This is a genomic window from Bifidobacterium sp., assembly GCF_050874245.1.
GTDB lineage: Bacteria > Actinomycetota > Actinomycetes > Actinomycetales > Bifidobacteriaceae > Bifidobacterium.
Genome location: NZ_JBNMKH010000003.1, coordinates 19508 through 36526, shown reverse-complemented (window position 1 = coordinate 36526; position 17019 = coordinate 19508). Strand labels below are relative to the sequence as shown.

Below are 17019 nucleotides of genomic sequence, written 5' to 3'. Positions count from 1 at the left end.
GAGCAACGCAGCCGACGCTCCGTCCTTCGGCTATTTCATCAGGTTGCGCAGGACGTACTGGAGAATACCTCCGTTACGGTAGTAGTCGGCTTCGCCCGGCGTATCGATGCGCACGACCGCGTCGAATTCGGTCTTGGAACCGTCATCATGGGTGGCGGTGACGTGGACGGTCTTCGGGGTGGATCCGCTGTTGAGCGCTTCGATGCCGGAGATGTCGTAGGTTTCGGTGCCGTTCAATCCGAGGCTTTCGTAGGATTCGCCTTCGGGGAACTGCAGCGGGAGCACACCCATGCCGATGAGGTTGGAGCGGTGGATGCGTTCGAAGCTTTCGGTGATGACGGCTTTGACGCCCAGCATGACGGTGCCCTTGGCGGCCCAGTCACGGGAGGAGCCGGTGCCGTATTCCTTGCCGGCGAGCACGACGAGCGGCACGTCATGGTCGATGTAGTCGCGGGATGCTTCGAAGATGGTGGTCGGCTTCTTGCTGAGGAAGTCGTAGGTGAAGCCGCCAGGGGTGACTTCCTCGCCGACGGAGGCGAGCAGCTGATTGCGCAGGCGGATGTTGCCGAACGTGCCGCGGACCATGACTTCGTGGTTGCCTCGGCGGGAACCGTAGGAGTTGAAGTTCTTCGGTTCGACGCCGTGCTCGGTGAGGTACTTGCCTGCCGGACTGGAGGCCTTGAACGCGCCTGCCGGGGAGATGTGGTCGGTGGTCACGGAGTCGCCAAGCAATGCGAGCACGCGGGCGCCGTGGATGTCCTTGACCGGATCCGGGGTGGCTTTCATGCCGTCGAAGAAGGTCTGCTTGCGCACGTAGGTGGAGTTCTCGTCCCAGGCGAACAGTTCGCCTTCCGGTACATCGAGTCCCTTCCAACGGCGGTCGCCTTCGAATACGGAGGCATAGTCCTTGAGGAACATCTCGCGGCTGACGGTGCCGTCGACGACCGCAGCGACCTCCTCGTTGGTCGGCCAGATGTCCTTGAGGTACACGTCGTTGCCTTCGTTGTCCTTGCCAAGCGGCTGGGTTTCGAAGTCGAAGTCCATGGTGCCGGCGAGCGCGTAGACGATGACGAGCGGCGGGGATGCCAGATAGTTCATCTTGACGTCGGGGCTGATGCGGCCTTCGAAGTTGCGGTTGCCGCTCAACACGGAGGTGACGGTCAAGTCGTTGGCGTTGATGGCTTCGGAGATTTCGGACAGCAGCGGGCCGGAGTTGCCGATGCAGGTGGCGCAGCCGAAGCCGACGAGCTGGTAGCCAAGCGCGTCGAGGTCATCCTGCAGGCCGGCGGCCTTGAGGTAGTCGGCCACGACCTGGGAACCTGGTGCAAGCGAGGTCTTGACCCACGGCTTGGGCTTGAGTCCCTTGGCGTGCGCGTTGCGGGCGATGAGGCCGGCCGCGATCATGACGGACGGGTTGGAGGTGTTGGTGCAGGAGGTGATGGATGCGATGGCCACATCACCGTTCTTGATGTCGAAGTCGCCACGGAAGTCGGTGGAGACGGCGACTGGCTTCTGCACGGTCTTGTCGGTCTCGTAATCCGGCAGGGTGGCTTCGAACTTCGTCTTGGATTCGCTCAGCTTGATGCGGTCCTGCGGACGCTTCGGGCCTGCGATGGACGGCACGACGGTGCCGAGGTCGAGTTCGAGGTATTCGGAATACTGCGGTTCCACGTAGTTCGGGTCGGTGGTGTCGCCCCACAGCTTGTTGGCCTTGGCATAGGCTTCGACGAGGGCGATCTGCTCTTCGGAGCGACCGGTCAGACGCAGGTAGTCGAGCGTGACGCCGTCGATCGGGAAGATGCCGCAGGTGGAACCGAATTCCGGACCCATGTTGCCGATGGTCGCACGGTTGGCCAGCGGTACGGAGGCGATGCCTTCGCCGTAGAATTCGACGAACTTGCCGACCACGCCGTGCTGACGCAGCATGTCGGTGATGGTGAGCACCACGTCGGTGGCGGTGACGCCTTCGGGGATGGAGCCGGTGAGCTTGAAGCCGACGACGCGCGGCACGAGCATGGAAATCGGTTGTCCGAGCATGGCGGCTTCGGCTTCGATGCCGCCCACACCCCATCCGAGCACGCCCAGACCGTTGACGGTGGTGGTGTGCGAGTCGGTGCCGACGCAGGAGTCGAGGTATGCGAGGATGTTGCCGTTCTGTTCCGCCTTGGTCATGACGACCTTGGCGAGGTATTCGATGTTGACCTGGTGGATGATGCCGGTTCCCGGCGGTACCACGCGGAAGTTGCGGAAGGCCTGCTGGCCCCAACGCAGGAACTGGTAGCGTTCGCCGTTGCGCTGGTATTCGATGTCCATGTTCTGCTCGACGGCATCGGCGACGCCATACTTGTCGATCTGCACGGAGTGATCGATCACCATATCCGACTGGACCTGAGGGTTGATGACCTCCGGGTCTCCCCCAAGCTCCTTGACCGCGTCACGCATGGTAGCAAGGTCGACGATGCACGGCACGCCGGTGAAGTCCTGCATCACCACTCGGGACGGCGTGAACTGAATCTCGTGGCTCGGCTGCGCAGCCGGATCCCAATCCAACAGTGCCTTGACATGATCATCCGTGATGTTGGCGCCATCAATGTTGCGCACCAGATTCTCGACGAGAACCTTCAACGAATACGGAAGATGATCGATGCCCGGCAAATCCGCGATACGGTAATAGTCGTAATCCTTGCCGCCCACCTTCAGGGTGTCGAGCTGGTCATCGCGCACAGACATGCTACCTCCGAGCTTTATGGCTGCTTGAACTGCTTTGCAACAGTCGATTATCCGTTTCAACGATACCGCGACGTCGTATCAGCTCTGGCGTGTCTTCTTGAAACGTGAGAAAATACCGACCATTTTCGGAACGCACCATAGGCACAGCGCGAAGACGATGGCGGACAGGGCAAGCGCGGCGAACGTCGCCGCGAGCATTTCGCCGGCCGGCACCATGAGCGCGAAGAACCTCGCGACGAGCGGAACGAACATGCCCGCCACGCCCGCCGCCGCGAACGTCAGCACGAGACCGCCTCTCCACGAGTTGAGCGGCCGGGCCACGCGCGCCAGCACGAAGATGCCCATCATCAGCAGGATGATCGCGTTGACTCCGCGGAGCATGCCCAGCTGCGAGGCGGATCGGCGGACGTCCCAGCCCATGATCATCGGCAGAATCCACGAATTGGCGAGTATCGCCAGAGCCGTGGCGATGCCTCCGGGCAGCGCGAACCGCACCACTCGTCCGAGGAATCCGGGAATGTAACGGCGCGTGTTCGGAGCGAGCGCCAGGATGAACGCCGGCATGCCGATGGTCAAGGCGCCGATGTACGTGATATGGCGGGGCAGGTACGGGAAGGGGATCTGCGTCAGGACCACGCCGAGCGAAATCAGCGCGGAATATACGGTTTTGACGAGGAACAGGCTGGCCACACGTTCCATGTTGGCCATGACCTGGCGTCCGCGCGCGACCACGTCGGGGAGGTGCGAGAACCTCGAATCGACGAGCACCACTTGCGCCACGGCTTTGGTGGCGGGGGCCGCGTTGCCCATCGCGATGCCGAGGTCGGCCTCCTTGATGGCGAGCGCGTCGTTCACGCCGTCACCGGTCATCGCCACGACATGCTCCCCCAGATGCAACGCCTGGACGATCGCCTTTTTCTGGTCGGGCAGTACACGGCCGAGCACGTCCACGTCCTCCAGCGTCCTCGCCAGCTCCGTGATGTCGGATGGCAGTTCGCGCGCATCCATGAAACGCGGCTCCGCATCTCCGGTAAGCCGCACTTTTCTTGCGATCGCGCCTACGGTGACGGGATTGTCGCCGGAGATGATGCGGCAGCGGACGCCTTGCTCGCGGAACCATGCGAGCGTCGCCTCGGCGTCGTCGCGGATATGTTCGGAGCATAGCACCAGCGCGACCGGCCGTGAAGCGGGATCGATCGCGGGATCGCTTTCGTAATCGGCCGGAGCGGATCCGTCGTGCCGCGCGATCAGCAGCACACGGTTGCCGTCGTTCGCGAAATCGTTGACCTGCTTGAGCACATCGGCGTAATCGCCCTGCAGATGGGATATGACGACTTCCGGGGCACCCATCGTCCATACCGCGCCCCCATCGTCGATCGAACTCCATTTGCGGGCCGATGAGAACGGCACACGCTCCCTGACGACGCCCGCCGTGAAGCCTTGTTCGCCGAGTCCGGCGAGAATCGCCTGTCCCGTGCCGTTCGGCTGTCCTTCGTTCGACAGGTCGTACAGTGCCTGTTTCACGGCGCGCGCGGCTTCGGCGCCGGCATCGGAACCATCCAGCATGCGCACTTCGTTAAGCACGATGCCACCGTCGGTGACGGTGCCGGTTTTGTCGAGGTTCAGGCAGTCCACACGTGCGAGGGTCTCCACGGATTCGAGTTCCTGCACGAGCGTATTCTTGCGTGCCAGACGGATGGCTGCGAGCGCGAAGTTGAGCGAGGTGAGCAGCACGAGGCCTTCGGGGATCATGCCGACCACGCCGGCCACCGCGGACACGACCGCGGAACGCCATTGTCCGGTGGCGACGGCGACATTCCAGCCTCCGACGGCGTGCACCTGCGACCATATGAGCAGCACGCACAGCGGCACGACGAGGAAGGTCATGAATTTGAGGATGGTGTTGATGCCCTTGTTGATGTCGGAGACGGTCTTCTTGTAGACCTTCGCCTGCGCGGTCAGTGTGGCGGCGTAGCTGTGGGCGCCGACCGCCGTGACGCGCACCAAAGCCATGCCGGAGACCGCGGTGGAGCCGGAGTAGATGTCATCGCCTTCGTTTTTGCGGACGGTGCGCGATTCGCCGGTGAGCATGGATTCGTCAAGTTCCAATCCCCATGTGCGTATGATCTGCGCGTCGGCGGGCACCTGCTCGCCGGAACGGATCCACATGAGGTCGCCAAGCACGATCTCGTTGTGCGGAACCTCGACGTTTTCGCCGTCGCGACGCACCAGATAGTCGGATGCGACGAGGATCGACAGCTTGTCGAGCGTATGCTTGGCTTTCAATTCGGTGACGATGCCGATTCCGGTGTTGATGAGTATGACGAAGCCGAATACGGCGTCCTTCCATGAACCGGTGATGAGCACCATGATCATGGCGGCGAAGATGATGCCGTTGAACAGAGTGAAGACGTTGGCCCGCACGATGTCGGCGAGCGAACGTGAGGTGGAGGATTTGACGGCGTTGGTCTGCCCGCTTTCCGTAAGGGCGGCGACTTCGGCGGCGGTGAGTCCCTTTTCGTCGGTCTCGGGCATGGATTGGCTTTCACTCATGTTGCCAGCCTACCGCCTTGGATTCCGCGTCCATGGGGTTTTTGCGTAACGCTCCGGCAAAATTCAGGGTTTTTTCAGGGAACGTACAGTGCCACAGCCTGAAACGGTCGGCGGAGCAGCGGAATCAGATGGGATGGATCCCATGCTTATCGGATCATCCGCGGGTCTTGCGGTTCATGGTAGTGACGATGATCTCCCGATCATGCGGATCGTTGTTGGCGATGGCGGCCACCACGTCGGCGAGCGGCTTGGCATCCGTCATGCGATCGTTGGTTTTGAGCGTCGCCGCGAACAATGCGCTGTCGGCCGGCATGGAGATGGGGTCGAGCAACACGACCGGTATGCCGGCCTGTCTTGGCGCGTCCAACATCTCGTACCAGCCGTCGTGGTTCGCGCCGGACGCGTCCATCCCCGCGATGACGATGATGTCGGCCATACGCTGCGTCATGTCCTTGACGCCCTGCCGGGCGGTGGCCTGCGCGTCGACGGTTCCGGAGACGGGCAGGTAGACCGGTTTGAGACCGCCCGTCTTCAAAGCCTCCATGGCCATACGGTCTGATTGGATGTCCTGGGATCCGATCATCGCCACGTTGAGGCTGTTGCGGTCCTTGGTGATGTGGGCGACCGCGTCATCGGCGGATTGCGTGTCCCCCACCGCGGCATTGCCCGGCGTGCAGGCCGACAGCATGGAGGTGATGCAGGCCGCTGCGATGAGGCCGGCGGCCGCGCGCCTCACGTGACCGTTCACCGCGCGTCTTTCCTGAACAAGGCCACCGTCTCGACATGGTGGGTGGACGGATAGATGTCGAAAGCCCGAATGTCGGCGAGGGCGTATCCGAGCCGCGTCAACGTAGCGGTGTCGCGTGCCAGCGAGGCCGGATCGCAGGCGATGTATACGATGGCGCGCGCGCCGGATTCGGCGACCTGCCCGCACACCTTCGCACGCGCGCCGGCGCGTGGCGGATCAAGCACCACGACATCCGGTCTGGACAGGTCGTTGCGCACGTTGGCGAGGGTTTTGGCGACGTCGCCCGTGCGGGCGTCGACATTGCCCATGTGGATGGCCCTCAAGTTGCGCTGCGCGTGTTTGACCGCGGTTCTGCCGCCTTCGACGCTCAGCATGCGCACGCGTTCGGCGCTCAACGTGGCCAACGGCAACGTGAACAGACCGGAACCGGAATACAGGTCCCACAGGCATGCGGATGCGGCTCCGTCAAGCTCGCCGTGGACTAGGGACATCACGTGGTTGGTCAATGCGAGAGGCGCGTGGCGGTGCATCTGCCAGAATCCGCCCGCGTCCACGCCGTATTCGAATTCGTGTCCGCAGACCGTGGCCTTTTCGACGAGCTCGCGATTGCCCGATGCCACCTCGCCGTCGACGAGGACGGCATAGTTTCCGGCGATTTCGGCGCCGTCGCGCGGTTCGGGGACCGCCAGACGGATCTGGGATCCGGGCGTGAAGCCGCCGTCCCACACGTGTTCCTTTTCGGCCACCTCAAGAAGCGCCCGGCTGGCCAGCGGCATGGTGTCGATGGGCACCCGCACGTGGGTGCCCCGCCTGCGCATGGATGGCCTGCCTTCGTCGTCGGCGATCATCTCGATGCGGGTGCGCCAATGCAGGCCCTGTTCCGCCTCGTCCTCGGGCATGCGTTCGATCGGCACTTCGACGTCGACGTGGCCAAGTCTTTTCATCTGTTCGGCTATGGACGAGGCCTTCCATTTCAGCTGGCCGGAAAGGGACACGTGAATCAGATCGGCGCCGCCGACGCCGCCGCCCATGGCGAGCGGACCGGCCAGAGGCCAGACCGGGTCGACGCGGTCGTCGCTGGCCTCCAGCACTTCCGCCACCTCGCCCGTCCAAAAACGGTCCTCGCGGTCATGCGGCTCGTCCAGCACCACACGGACCAGTTCGCCAGGCAAGGCGAATCGCACGAACACTACCCGTCCGTCGATGTGGCCGACGCAACGGCCCTGGTCTGCATACCGTTCGATGCGGATGGTCGATTCCATCAGTGTCGTTCCTCCGTTTCGGATGTCTTCTCCGGCACGCTTTCGGACTGTGCCACGTCCATCGTCTTATGCCGGTGCATGGGAGTGGCGACGATCAGATACGACACCCATATCGCCAAAGCCCAGAACGGAATGCCCATCAGCAGACGCGCGGTGCCAAGCCAGCCGACGTGGTTGCCCAAGTATAACGGCACCTGCACCACCAATCGCAGGGAGAACACCCCTATCCACAATGCGGTGATGATCGTGTACGCACGGTTCAGCGCGCGATCGCCCCGCCAATCCGCCAGCCATGCGCGGAAATGCTCGGTCGGCAACGTGCGGATGAATTCGATCACCAGACCAAGCCCCGGCACCCGGGCGATCAACGAGATCGTGAGCAACACGATGTAGAAGGCGTTGGTCAAGAAGCCGAACATATAGTAGTTGCGCGCCTCATGGCTGTTCCACGCCCAAATCAAGCAGATGCCGACGGCCAGCAGTCCGGAGACGGCTCCCATGACGGACTGCCGCTGACACAGGCGGACAATCACCTGCAATACGGCGAGCGCGGCGGATACGCCGATGGTCAGCTGCAGGTTGGATGTGATGACGAACATCACCACGAACACCACGCCCGGCAGCATCGATTCGACGACGCCGCGCGGGCCGCCGATGGCGTCGATCACGGAGAAGTCGTCGGTGCTGCCGGCGTCGGCGAGCGCGCCGATGCCGGTGCGCTTCTTGGTTTCGGTTTCGCTCATGCTGTCGATTCCGTCGGTGCCGCCGTCAGCGCACTTCGGAGAACATCGGGCCACGGGACAGCGTGGTCTTGACCTCCACCTGCTGGTCGGAATCGAACGGTCCCTTCGGCTGGCCCGGGATGTCCATCTTCCTGCCGGCTTCCTTGGCTTCGGCGGCTTCCTTGGCTGCCTTGCGTTCGGCGGGGGCGACCGGCGGATGCATCGGGATCAGATCGCGCGGAGCCAGAGGATCCTCGCCGCGCTCCACGACGATGTTGGAGAAGAGCTGGTTCAGCGCCTTGGCCTCATCGCCGTCCGGATCGGTGGCGGCCTTGCCGGAGAAGATGCCTCGCAGCATCCATCGCGGTCCGTCGATGCCGACGATTCGGGTGACCACCTTGCGGCCGCCCTTGACCACGACGGGCAGCGTCAGCTCGGTGCCGAACACGCCGTCGGTCTCCTTGGCGTCCTTGTTGGCTTCCAGCAGGTCGGCGCGGACATCGTCCCACAGGCCGAGCGTCTTCGGAGCCGCGAAGGCTTCGATCTCCACGCTGGAGGAACCGTAGGTGATGGTGGTGCCGAGCACCTGCTGGGTGGCGCGGTTGGCTTTCACACGCAGTTCGATGCCCTGCAGGAACGGCAGATAGTAGGCGCCCATGTCGAGGTATTCGTCGTAATCGGGCACGTTTTCGTCATCGACGTCCCATGGACCGCGCTCGTCGCCGCGGCCGACGTATTCGTCGGACGGCTCCGGCAGGACGATGTCCCGGACGTCGGTGGAGACGGTCTCCGCTTCCCCGGTGGATGCCCCGTCGGCCTTGTCGTTCTCTTCGGCGGCGGTTTCAGCGGCTTCCTCGCTCTGATGCCTCTTCTTGCCGAATCCAAACAGTCCCATGATGTTCCTCATTTCGTTACGGTTGCGACCGTGACTAGCCTAGCACCCATGCTTAATATGGGCTGGGAGCCGGGGCGTGCCATCCCGCACGCGCATCCCGGCCCGTCCGTTCACACGTCGTAGGTGATGCTCAGCGGCGCATGGTCCGACCAGCGCATATCGTAGGTTGACGCCTTGTCGATGACGAATCCGCGGGCCGATTCGGCGAGTTCGGGCGTGGCGAACTGGTAGTCGATCCTCCACCCGACGTTGTTGTCGAAGGCGCGTCCGCGCTGGCTCCACCACGTGTACGGACCCTGGATGTCGCCGGCCAGCGAACGCATCACGTCCACGAATTCCAATTCACCCAGCCATTTGTCCACGTAGGCGCGTTCCTCGGGAAGGAAACCGGCGTGTTTCTCGTTGGCTTTCGCGTTTTTGATGTCGAGCGGCGTGTGCGCGATGTTGAAATCGCCACACAATACGGCCTGCCGGCCACCGTGAGCGGCCTCGTCGCGCAGTTCGCCCATGCGCTCCAGCATGGTGTTGAGGAAGCGGTACTTCTGCTTCATCTTCTCCGGGTCGTCGGTGTTGCCCGCATGCACGTACACGCATACGACGGTGATGACGTAGCCTTGCGGCGTTTTGACGTCCGCTTCGATCCACCGTCCGGAATCGACGTCCTCCTCAAGTCCCGGCAGTCCATACCGCTTGTCGACCACGGGCAGGGCCGACAGCAGGCCGACGCCGGCGCGTCCTTTGATGCGGCAGATCTCGTTCATGCGGTCGAGTCCGCTTTGGTCGGCGACACGTCCGGCGGTGGCATATTCGAAGCCGAATTCGTCGAAGATGGGGTCGATCTCGTTTTGCGGGGCGCGTACCTCCTGCATGCACCACACGTCCGGCGTGTTCTTCGCGGCCCACTGCTCGATGCCTTTGCGTTTCGCCGCGCGGATTCCATTCACATTCGAAGTCGTGATCGTGATCGTCATAGCGTCCTAGCCTAGCCCGGATACAAGAGAACCTCCCTCATGGACGAGGGAGGTTCTCTGGATGGCAAACGGTCAGTCGAGTCCGAGCTGCAGTTTGCCACCCGGAATGGCGTCCAGCAAATCGCGGGTGTACTGCTTCTTCGGATGGTCGAAGACCTCGTCGGTGGTGGCATGTTCCACGAGTTTGCCGTGTTGCATGACCACGACCTCGTCGGCGATCTGGCGGACGACCGCCAGATCATGGGTGATGAACAGGTAGCTCAGTCCACGTTCGGCCTGCAGGTCGTTGAGCAGGCGAAGCACCTGATCCTGGACAAGCACGTCCAATGCCGAAACGGCCTCGTCGCAGACAATCACATCCGGGTCAAGCGCCATGGCTCGCGCGATGGCGATGCGCTGACGCTGGCCGCCGGACAGCTCGTTCGGATAACGGCCCATCACGGATTCCGGAAGCTCCACCATGTCGATCAGCTCACGCACGCGCTTGGCACGGCTCTTCTTGTCACCGATGCCGTGGATGCGCAGCGGCTCCTCGATGGAACGGTAGATGGAGTACATCGGGTCGAGCGAACCATAGGGGTTCTGGAACACCGGCTGCACGTGGCGGCGGAAGTCCAGCAGGTCCTTCGCCTTGAACTCGGAGGTGTCGCGGCCCTGATAGAACACTTTGCCGGAAGTGGGCTCCAACAGGTGGAGCACCATGTTCGCCACGGTGGATTTGCCCGAACCGGACTCGCCCACGATGGCCAGCGTCGTGCCCTTCTTCAGTGAGAAGCTCACGTCGTCGACGGCCTTGAACATCTCCTTCTTACGCGGCAGCTTGAATTCCTTGGTGAGATGGTCCACGGTGATGATGGGCTCGCCCTTCTTGAGCGAGGCCTCGTTGACCGTATGCTCCATCACCGCCTTGGCGTCACCGCCATGCTCCTTGACGGAGATGATGCGCTGCGACGCAAGGGACGGCGCGGCGGCCACCAGACGCTTCGTGTATGGATGCTGCGGATGCTGCAGCACCTCCAACGACGGACCGGACTCGACGACCTGGCCCTTGTACATCACGACGATGTGCTGGGCGCGCTCGGCGGCGAGGCCCAGATCATGGGTGATGAACAGCACTGCGGTGCCCAGGGAGTCGGTGAGCATGTGCAGATGGTCGAGGATCTTCTTCTGCACGGTCACGTCGAGAGCCGACGTAGGCTCATCGGCGATCAGCAGTTCCGGGCGGCATGCCAAGCCGATGGCAATCAGCGCACGCTGACGCATACCACCGGAGAATTCATGCGGGAACTGGCGCGCACGAGTGGCGGCATCGGGCAGACCGGCCTCGGACAGCAGCCCGGCGATACGATCGTCCATGGTGGAGCCGACCACGTACTTCTTGGCGATGCTCCACGCGTCATCGTCCTTCACCCCAGCCTTGATCAGGCCGTCGGCCACGCGCCAACGGGTTTCGGATCCCGGGACCCACTCATCGCTGAAGCGCGCCATGGCCGCATCGAGATCGTCACCGGACAGGCCAACACCGCTCAGCGCCTCCTTGGCCGCCGCAAGCAGCTCCGGAAGCTCCTTGGAACCAAGGAAGGTCTCATCGTCGTTGCCTTTGAGCTCGACCTCATCACCGGCCAGAGCCTTGGCCAACGACGAACGCTTCTCATGGTCGATGTCCATGTTGTTGGCGACCAGAGCCTCCTTCACCTGGGTGCCGATACGCCACACCGGATTGAGGTTGCTCATAGGATCCTGCGGCACCAAACCCATCTTGGAGCCGCGCAGCTTGTCGTATTCCTTCTGCTTGAGACCGGAAATCTCCTGACCATTGAGCTTGATGGAACCGCCGACCACATGGCCGGTTCCGGGCAGCAAGCCGAGCACGGCCATGGCGGAAGTGGATTTGCCTGAACCGGACTCACCCACGATGGCCACCCACTGTCCCGGGTAGACGCTGAAGGAGGAGTTGCGCACGGCATGCACCGCGCGACCGGTATCGGTCGTGAAATCGACTTGGAGGTTCTTGACCTCCAGAAGCGGCCCTTGGGCGCGCTGCATGGCTTCGAGCTTATCTTCGGTATTCATTTCAGTCATCGAATTCCTCACTTACTCTCAGGCCGTGCGGCTCTTCGGATCAAGCGCGTCCTTGACAGCATCACCCATCATGATGAATGCCAGAACGGTGATTGCCAACGCGACGGACGGGTAGAACAACACCATCGGGTCGGAACGCAGCAGGGACTGCGCGCTGGAAATGTCACCGCCCCAGCTGACGGTGGTGGTCGGCAGACCGATGCCAAGGAAGCTCAGCGTGGCCTCAGACACGATGTAGGAACCGAGGGAGGTGGTGCCCACCACAATGATGGGGGCCAGCGAATTCGGCAGGATGTGACGGAACAGGTTACGCATCGGAGTCGATCCCAACGCGGTCGAGGCGGTGTTGAACTCCAAGTTCTTCGATTCCATCACCGCGCCGCGGGCGATACGCGCCGTGCTGACCCAACCGAACAGAGCCAGCACCAGAACGACCTTCCAGATAGAGGAATTGGTGCGGAACATCTGCAGCACGACGATGGCGCCCAACAACATCGGCAACGCCATGAAGATATCGATGATGCGGCTCAGCAGCGCATCCACCCAACCGCCGAAGAAGCCGGCGATAGCACCGACCAGCGTGCCTACCAACACCACCAGCAAGGTGGACAGGATGCCCACACTCAACGACGTACGCGTGCCATAGACCACGCGGGTGTACACATCGCAGCCCTGCACGTCGAATCCGAACGGGTGGCCGGCGGAAGCCGGTTCGAGGGAATGCTCCAACGTGCAGTAATTCGGGTCCTGCTTGGTGAACACGCCGGGGAACAACGCCACGAACACGATGAACACGATCAGCAAGCCGGAAATGATGAACAACGGATTCCTCCGCAGCGTTCGCCACGCGTCCGCCCACATGCTTGTGGCGGGCACGGAATCGTCGACGTTGTCGACGGTCTGCAAAGGCGTCTCCTCAATGGGAGCGACATAACGTTCCTGCCCGGGAAGGGCGGTCATCTTGGTCTCATCAGTCATGATAGTTTACGACTCCTCCCCCGTCACGCGTAACGGATGCGCGGATCAAGCGCGGCGTACAGCAAATCGACCAGCAGGTTGCAGACCACGAAAATCAGCGTCAGCAACGTCACGACGGACACCACGACATTGGCCTCGCCCTTGAGAATGCTCTGATAGGTCAGGAATCCCACGCCGTGGATGTTGAAGATCTGCTCCGTGATCATGGCGCCGCCCATCAGCGCGCCCAAATCCTGGCCGAGGTACGTGACGACGGGGATCATCGAATTACGCAGGACGTGGCGCAGCATGACGGATTTGTTGCTCATGCCCTTGGCACGCGCGGTACGCACGTAGTCCTCGGAAATATTGGAGGAAATCTCGGTACGGGACAGTCTGATGATGTAAGCCATGGAAACCGAGCCAAGCACCATCGCGGGCATCAGCAAATCGAAGAATCCGGGATTGGCGCCGGCGGTGACCGGCAGAATGCGCCACTTGACACCAAGGAAATACTGTCCAAGGAAACCGGTGACGAAGGTCGGAACGGAAATCAGCAGCAACGAGACAATCAGAATCACGGAATCGTACCACTTGCCCTTTTTCAGGCCGGCGATCACACCGAACACGACACCGAACACGGCCTCGAACACGAAAGCCATCAAACCGAGCTTGATGGTGACCGGGAACGCGCTCGCGATCTCATCGATGACCGGCTGGCCGGAGAACGTCTGACCGAAGTTCAGCGTCAACGCGTTCTTCAGAAACAGCAGGTACTGGATGATGAACGGTTTGTCGAGATTGTACTCGGCACGAATCTGCATCTCCACAGCATGGTTGACGGGCTTGTCTCCGAACATGGCCTTGACCGGGTCTCCCGGAAGGGCGAAAACAAGAGCATACACCAACAACGTTGTGCCGAGAACCACTGGAATCATCTGCAGAATGCGGCGCAGAAGATATTTGCCCATTTCTGGTTGCTCCTTATTCCATTCCATATTCCGGCCGGACGCCAGCTCTTACTGGCATGAGTAGAGGAACCCCACCGGAATCAAATACACGTAAGTTTACCGCAATGACGGACTTATGTGTTGCGGTAGCCTAGTCGAAAGGCTGAAATTCATTTCTTTTTCTGAAACTTTAAGGCGATTTGCCCAATAAAAAAGGGAAACGGGACGAGCCCGTCTCCCTTATCCAGAATCCTTACGATTGGCCGAAACCTATCGCAGCACTCACTTGGTGAGTTCGGTGTAGACCGGCAGGTTCTGCCAATCCATCTCGAAGCCCTTCACACCAGTGGCAGCGACACCATTGGCGTTGGAGTAATACAGCGGGAAGGCAGGAAGCTCCTTGAGCAGGAGCTCCTGGGCCTGCTGGTAGATCTTGTTGGCCTCATCGGTGCTCTTCGCGGCGGAAGCCTCGGAGCACAGCTTGTCGAACTCGGCGTTCTTGTAGTCGCCATCGTTCGAACCATTGCCGTCGGCCGCGGCGGAGTCGTACAGCTGGTAGAGGTAGTTCTCCGGGGACGGATAGTCCGGCTGCCAACCAGTACGGAACGCGCCCTTGATGGAACGGTTGGTGATATCGTCACGGAATTCCTGGAAGGTCGGAATCGGGTTGGTGGCCACGTCGATGCCCAAGGTGTTCTTCACGGAGTTCACCACGGCATCGTAGATCGGCTTCGCACCGCCATCGGCGTTGTATGCGAAGGTGAGCTTGCCGTCATAGTGGGAGATGGCCTCAGCCTTGGCCCACAGTTCCTTGGCCTTCTTCGGATTGTACTTCAGGTTCTCGCTGCCCTTGAGGGAAGCGGAGTAGCCCGGGGTGAGCGGGGAGGTGAATTCGACGGCCGGGGTGCCCAGACCATTGAGCACCTTCTTGCAGATGGCGCTGCGGTCGATGGCCATGGACAGCGCCTGGCGACGGAGCTGGCCTTCCTCGGTGTTGGTCTGCCAGTGCTCCAGCGATGCCGGGATGGTGAACGTCTGGCTCACGGAGCCGGCCTTGTTGTAAGACTGGACGGAGGAATCGGACTTGAAGGTCTTGGACGCGGAAGCCGGGATGGTGTGCATCACGTCGAGGTTGCCGGCCTGGATGTCGGCGTATGCGGCCTCGTCATCGGTGTAGACCTTGAAGGTCACGCCGTCGTTCTTGGCCACGTCGTTGCCCTTGTAATCGGGGTTCTTGACGAGCTGGATCTCCTTGTTGTGGCTCCAGGACTGGAACTTGTACGGGCCGTTGCTGACCGGCTTCTCGCCGAAGGCCTTCGGATCCTTGTAGAAGGATTCCGGCAGCGGAGCGAAGGCGAGGTAACCGATCTTGATGGCGAACGCGGAGTCAGGCTGGTTCAGATCGACGGTGAACTCGTGGTCGTTGACGACCTTGAGGCCTTCGAGCTGTTCGTCGCCCTTGAGGCTCTTGGCGTCCTGCAGCTTGCCATAGCCCTTGATGGTGGAGAAGAACGAGGTGCACTTCTGCGCGTTCTTGGCGTTGGCCACGTAGCTCCAGGCCTTGGTGAAGGATTCGGCGGTCACCGGAGTGCCATCGGTGAACTTCCAGCCGTCCTTGAGCTTGATGTCGAAGTGGGTGGCATCGTCATTGGACTTGATGGACTCGGCCACTTCATTCTTCGCGTTGCCCTTCGTGTCGAAGGAAATCAGGCGTGCGAACAGCAGGTCTCCAGGAATGCCGCCGCCGGTTTCATTGGTGTTGCCCGGGATGAGCGGGTTCTGCGGTTCGGAATTGTAGGCGGTGATGATGTCCTTGCCGCCATCCGAAGAAGCAGAATTGTTCGAGGAGCCGCAGCCACCGAGCAGCATGCCGAATGCGCATGCCGTGGCGACGAGAGCCAACGCTTTCCTCTTCATAGAATCATTCTCCTTATTCATTGAAATACTGGGGCGCATGCCCCTGCGCACAGCAGAAGTGGGTTGGATGCCGCAGCACCAATACCCCCTTATGTCTGCTCACGGAGTATCATTATCACTTATTTGAGGGACAAAGGCAATTCGTCACAAAAAATGGCTCCAAACGATGACGCGACGGAACATCATCAGCCGCCATATTTTCGTGCCACTGCATTCCGTATATCCCGCGAAAATCACCCCGGTGTACGGGGATGCATGACGTCTGTTCGCGGATGGCGAAAATACTGGATGGCATCATCATCAGGCCCGGGGGAACGCCTGCCCATACCGTGCCTTCAGCTGTTCGATGGAGACATGTGTGTATCGTTGCGTGGTTTTAAGCGAGGAATGTCCCAGCATCTCCTGCACCTCACGCAAATCGGCGCCACCGTCGAGCATGTGTGTCGCGGCGCTGTGACGCAACGCATGGGGAGCGATGTCCGGAACGCCCGCCTCACTGGCCCGGTCATGCACCACATCACGCACCATGCGCTGGCCGATCCGGCCGCCCCGCAATCCCAAGAAAAGCGCTTCGGCGGAACCTTTTCCGGCCAATGCCGGACGACCATGCTCCAACCAAGCGCGCAACGCCCTGTCCGCCGGCGCGCCGAACGGCATGACGCGCTGCTTGCTCCCCTTGCCCATAACCTTCACCGTACGGTTGCCGAACGCAACGTCAGCCACGTCAAGCCCGACCAATTCCGCCACACGCATGCCGGTGGCATACAGCAATTCCAGCATGGCCGCATCCCGCAGCTCGATGGCCCGCCGCTTCGCGTCCGGTTCCTGCGACAGCGCCTCCGCGCCATCCTCGTCCACACGTTCCATCAGACGCTCCGCCTGCGATTCGTTCAGCACAGTTGGAAGCACGTCGGGAATTTTCGGCGTCCGCAGCATCGCCGCGGGATCGACAGCCGTCACATCATGATCATGAGCCCATGCGAAGAACCCCCGAACCGCCACTGTCTTACGTGCCATGCTGCTGCGAGCATGGTCTTTGGAGGAATCAGACAGCCATACGCGCAGGTCCTCGATGGAGACCTCGTTCAAATCCTTGCAACCATGCTTTTCCAGCGTGGACAGGCATTCATTGATATCGCTCCTATACGCTTTGCGCGTATTCTCGCTCAGCCCACGATTGGCCCTCAGATACGCATCGAACCCATCCAACGCCTCTTCGAAACGCATGACGC

12 protein-coding genes are annotated in these 17019 nt (G+C 61.5%); all 12 read right to left on the bottom strand.

Annotated elements, in window-relative coordinates; genetic code table 11:
* Positions 1-30: 30 nt before the first annotated feature.
* Positions 31-2730 carry an aconitate hydratase AcnA gene (gene acnA, locus ACR0P8_RS00720; protein ID WP_432622723.1) on the bottom strand — a complete coding sequence of 900 codons (2700 nt, stop codon included), beginning with the start codon at positions 2728-2730 and terminating at the stop codon, positions 31-33.
* Between the two features lie 78 nt (positions 2731-2808).
* On the bottom strand, positions 2809-5283 hold the full coding sequence (locus tag ACR0P8_RS00715; RefSeq protein ID WP_432622721.1) for an HAD-IC family P-type ATPase: 2475 nt from the start codon (positions 5281-5283) through the stop codon (positions 2809-2811).
* A 154-nt stretch (positions 5284-5437) separates the two neighbouring features.
* Positions 5438-6031, bottom strand: coding sequence for a sugar ABC transporter substrate-binding protein (locus tag ACR0P8_RS00710; protein ID WP_432622719.1), 594 nt, complete (start codon positions 6029-6031; stop codon positions 5438-5440).
* Positions 6028-7293, bottom strand: a complete 1266-nt coding sequence (locus tag ACR0P8_RS00705) for a class I SAM-dependent RNA methyltransferase (protein WP_432622717.1) — start codon at positions 7291-7293, stop codon at positions 6028-6030. Before ACR0P8_RS00705 ends, ACR0P8_RS00710 begins: the two co-directional genes overlap by 4 nt.
* The gene (locus tag ACR0P8_RS00700) at positions 7293-8036 is read right to left on the bottom strand and encodes a DUF3159 domain-containing protein (protein ID WP_432622715.1); all 744 of its coding nucleotides are present in this window, start codon (positions 8034-8036) and stop codon (positions 7293-7295) included. The genes ACR0P8_RS00705 and ACR0P8_RS00700 overlap by 1 nt, the downstream gene beginning before the upstream one ends.
* A 25-nt stretch (positions 8037-8061) precedes the next feature.
* Positions 8062-8910, bottom strand: coding sequence for a DUF3710 domain-containing protein (locus ACR0P8_RS00695; RefSeq protein WP_432622713.1), 849 nt, complete (start codon positions 8908-8910; stop codon positions 8062-8064).
* 110 nt (positions 8911-9020) lie between these two features.
* Positions 9021-9881 carry an exodeoxyribonuclease III gene (locus ACR0P8_RS00690; protein ID WP_432622711.1) on the bottom strand — a complete coding sequence of 287 codons (861 nt, stop codon included), beginning with the start codon at positions 9879-9881 and terminating at the stop codon, positions 9021-9023.
* A gap of 72 nt (positions 9882-9953) precedes the next feature.
* A complete protein-coding gene (locus tag ACR0P8_RS00685) occupies positions 9954-11963 on the bottom strand; it encodes a dipeptide ABC transporter ATP-binding protein (protein ID WP_432622709.1) in 2010 nt (669 codons plus the stop codon).
* A gap of 18 nt (positions 11964-11981) precedes the next feature.
* Positions 11982-12941, bottom strand: a complete 960-nt coding sequence (locus ACR0P8_RS00680; RefSeq protein ID WP_432622707.1) for an ABC transporter permease — start codon at positions 12939-12941, stop codon at positions 11982-11984.
* Between the two features lie 23 nt (positions 12942-12964).
* Positions 12965-13891, bottom strand: a complete 927-nt coding sequence (locus ACR0P8_RS00675) for an ABC transporter permease (RefSeq protein ID WP_432622705.1) — start codon at positions 13889-13891, stop codon at positions 12965-12967.
* A 261-nt stretch (positions 13892-14152) separates the two neighbouring features.
* Positions 14153-15787, bottom strand: a complete 1635-nt coding sequence (locus ACR0P8_RS00670; RefSeq protein ID WP_432622703.1) for a peptide ABC transporter substrate-binding protein — start codon at positions 15785-15787, stop codon at positions 14153-14155.
* Between the two features lie 300 nt (positions 15788-16087).
* Positions 16088-17014, bottom strand: a complete 927-nt coding sequence (locus ACR0P8_RS00665) for a tyrosine recombinase XerC (protein ID WP_432622701.1) — start codon at positions 17012-17014, stop codon at positions 16088-16090.
* Between the last annotated feature and the right edge of the window lie 5 nt (positions 17015-17019).

Excerpts from the sequence above, each read along its gene's own strand:
- acnA (WP_432622723.1), bottom strand. The coding sequence starts at position 2,730 with ATGTCTGTGCGCGATGACCAGCTCGACACCCTGAAGGTGGGCGGCAAG.
- ACR0P8_RS00715 (WP_432622721.1), bottom strand. The coding sequence starts at position 5,283 with ATGAGTGAAAGCCAATCCATGCCCGAGACCGACGAAAAGGGACTCACC.
- ACR0P8_RS00705 (WP_432622717.1), bottom strand. The coding sequence starts at position 7,293 with ATGGAATCGACCATCCGCATCGAACGGTATGCAGACCAGGGCCGTTGC.
- ACR0P8_RS00700 (WP_432622715.1), bottom strand. The coding sequence starts at position 8,036 with ATGAGCGAAACCGAAACCAAGAAGCGCACCGGCATCGGCGCGCTCGCC.
- ACR0P8_RS00695 (WP_432622713.1), bottom strand. The coding sequence starts at position 8,910 with ATGGGACTGTTTGGATTCGGCAAGAAGAGGCATCAGAGCGAGGAAGCC.
- ACR0P8_RS00690 (WP_432622711.1), bottom strand. The coding sequence starts at position 9,881 with ATGACGATCACGATCACGACTTCGAATGTGAATGGAATCCGCGCGGCG.
- ACR0P8_RS00685 (WP_432622709.1), bottom strand. The coding sequence starts at position 11,963 with ATGACTGAAATGAATACCGAAGATAAGCTCGAAGCCATGCAGCGCGCC.
- ACR0P8_RS00680 (WP_432622707.1), bottom strand. The coding sequence starts at position 12,941 with ATGACTGATGAGACCAAGATGACCGCCCTTCCCGGGCAGGAACGTTAT.
- ACR0P8_RS00675 (WP_432622705.1), bottom strand. The coding sequence starts at position 13,891 with ATGGGCAAATATCTTCTGCGCCGCATTCTGCAGATGATTCCAGTGGTT.
- ACR0P8_RS00670 (WP_432622703.1), bottom strand. The coding sequence starts at position 15,787 with ATGAAGAGGAAAGCGTTGGCTCTCGTCGCCACGGCATGCGCATTCGGC.
- ACR0P8_RS00665 (WP_432622701.1), bottom strand. The coding sequence starts at position 17,014 with ATGCGTTTCGAAGAGGCGTTGGATGGGTTCGATGCGTATCTGAGGGCC.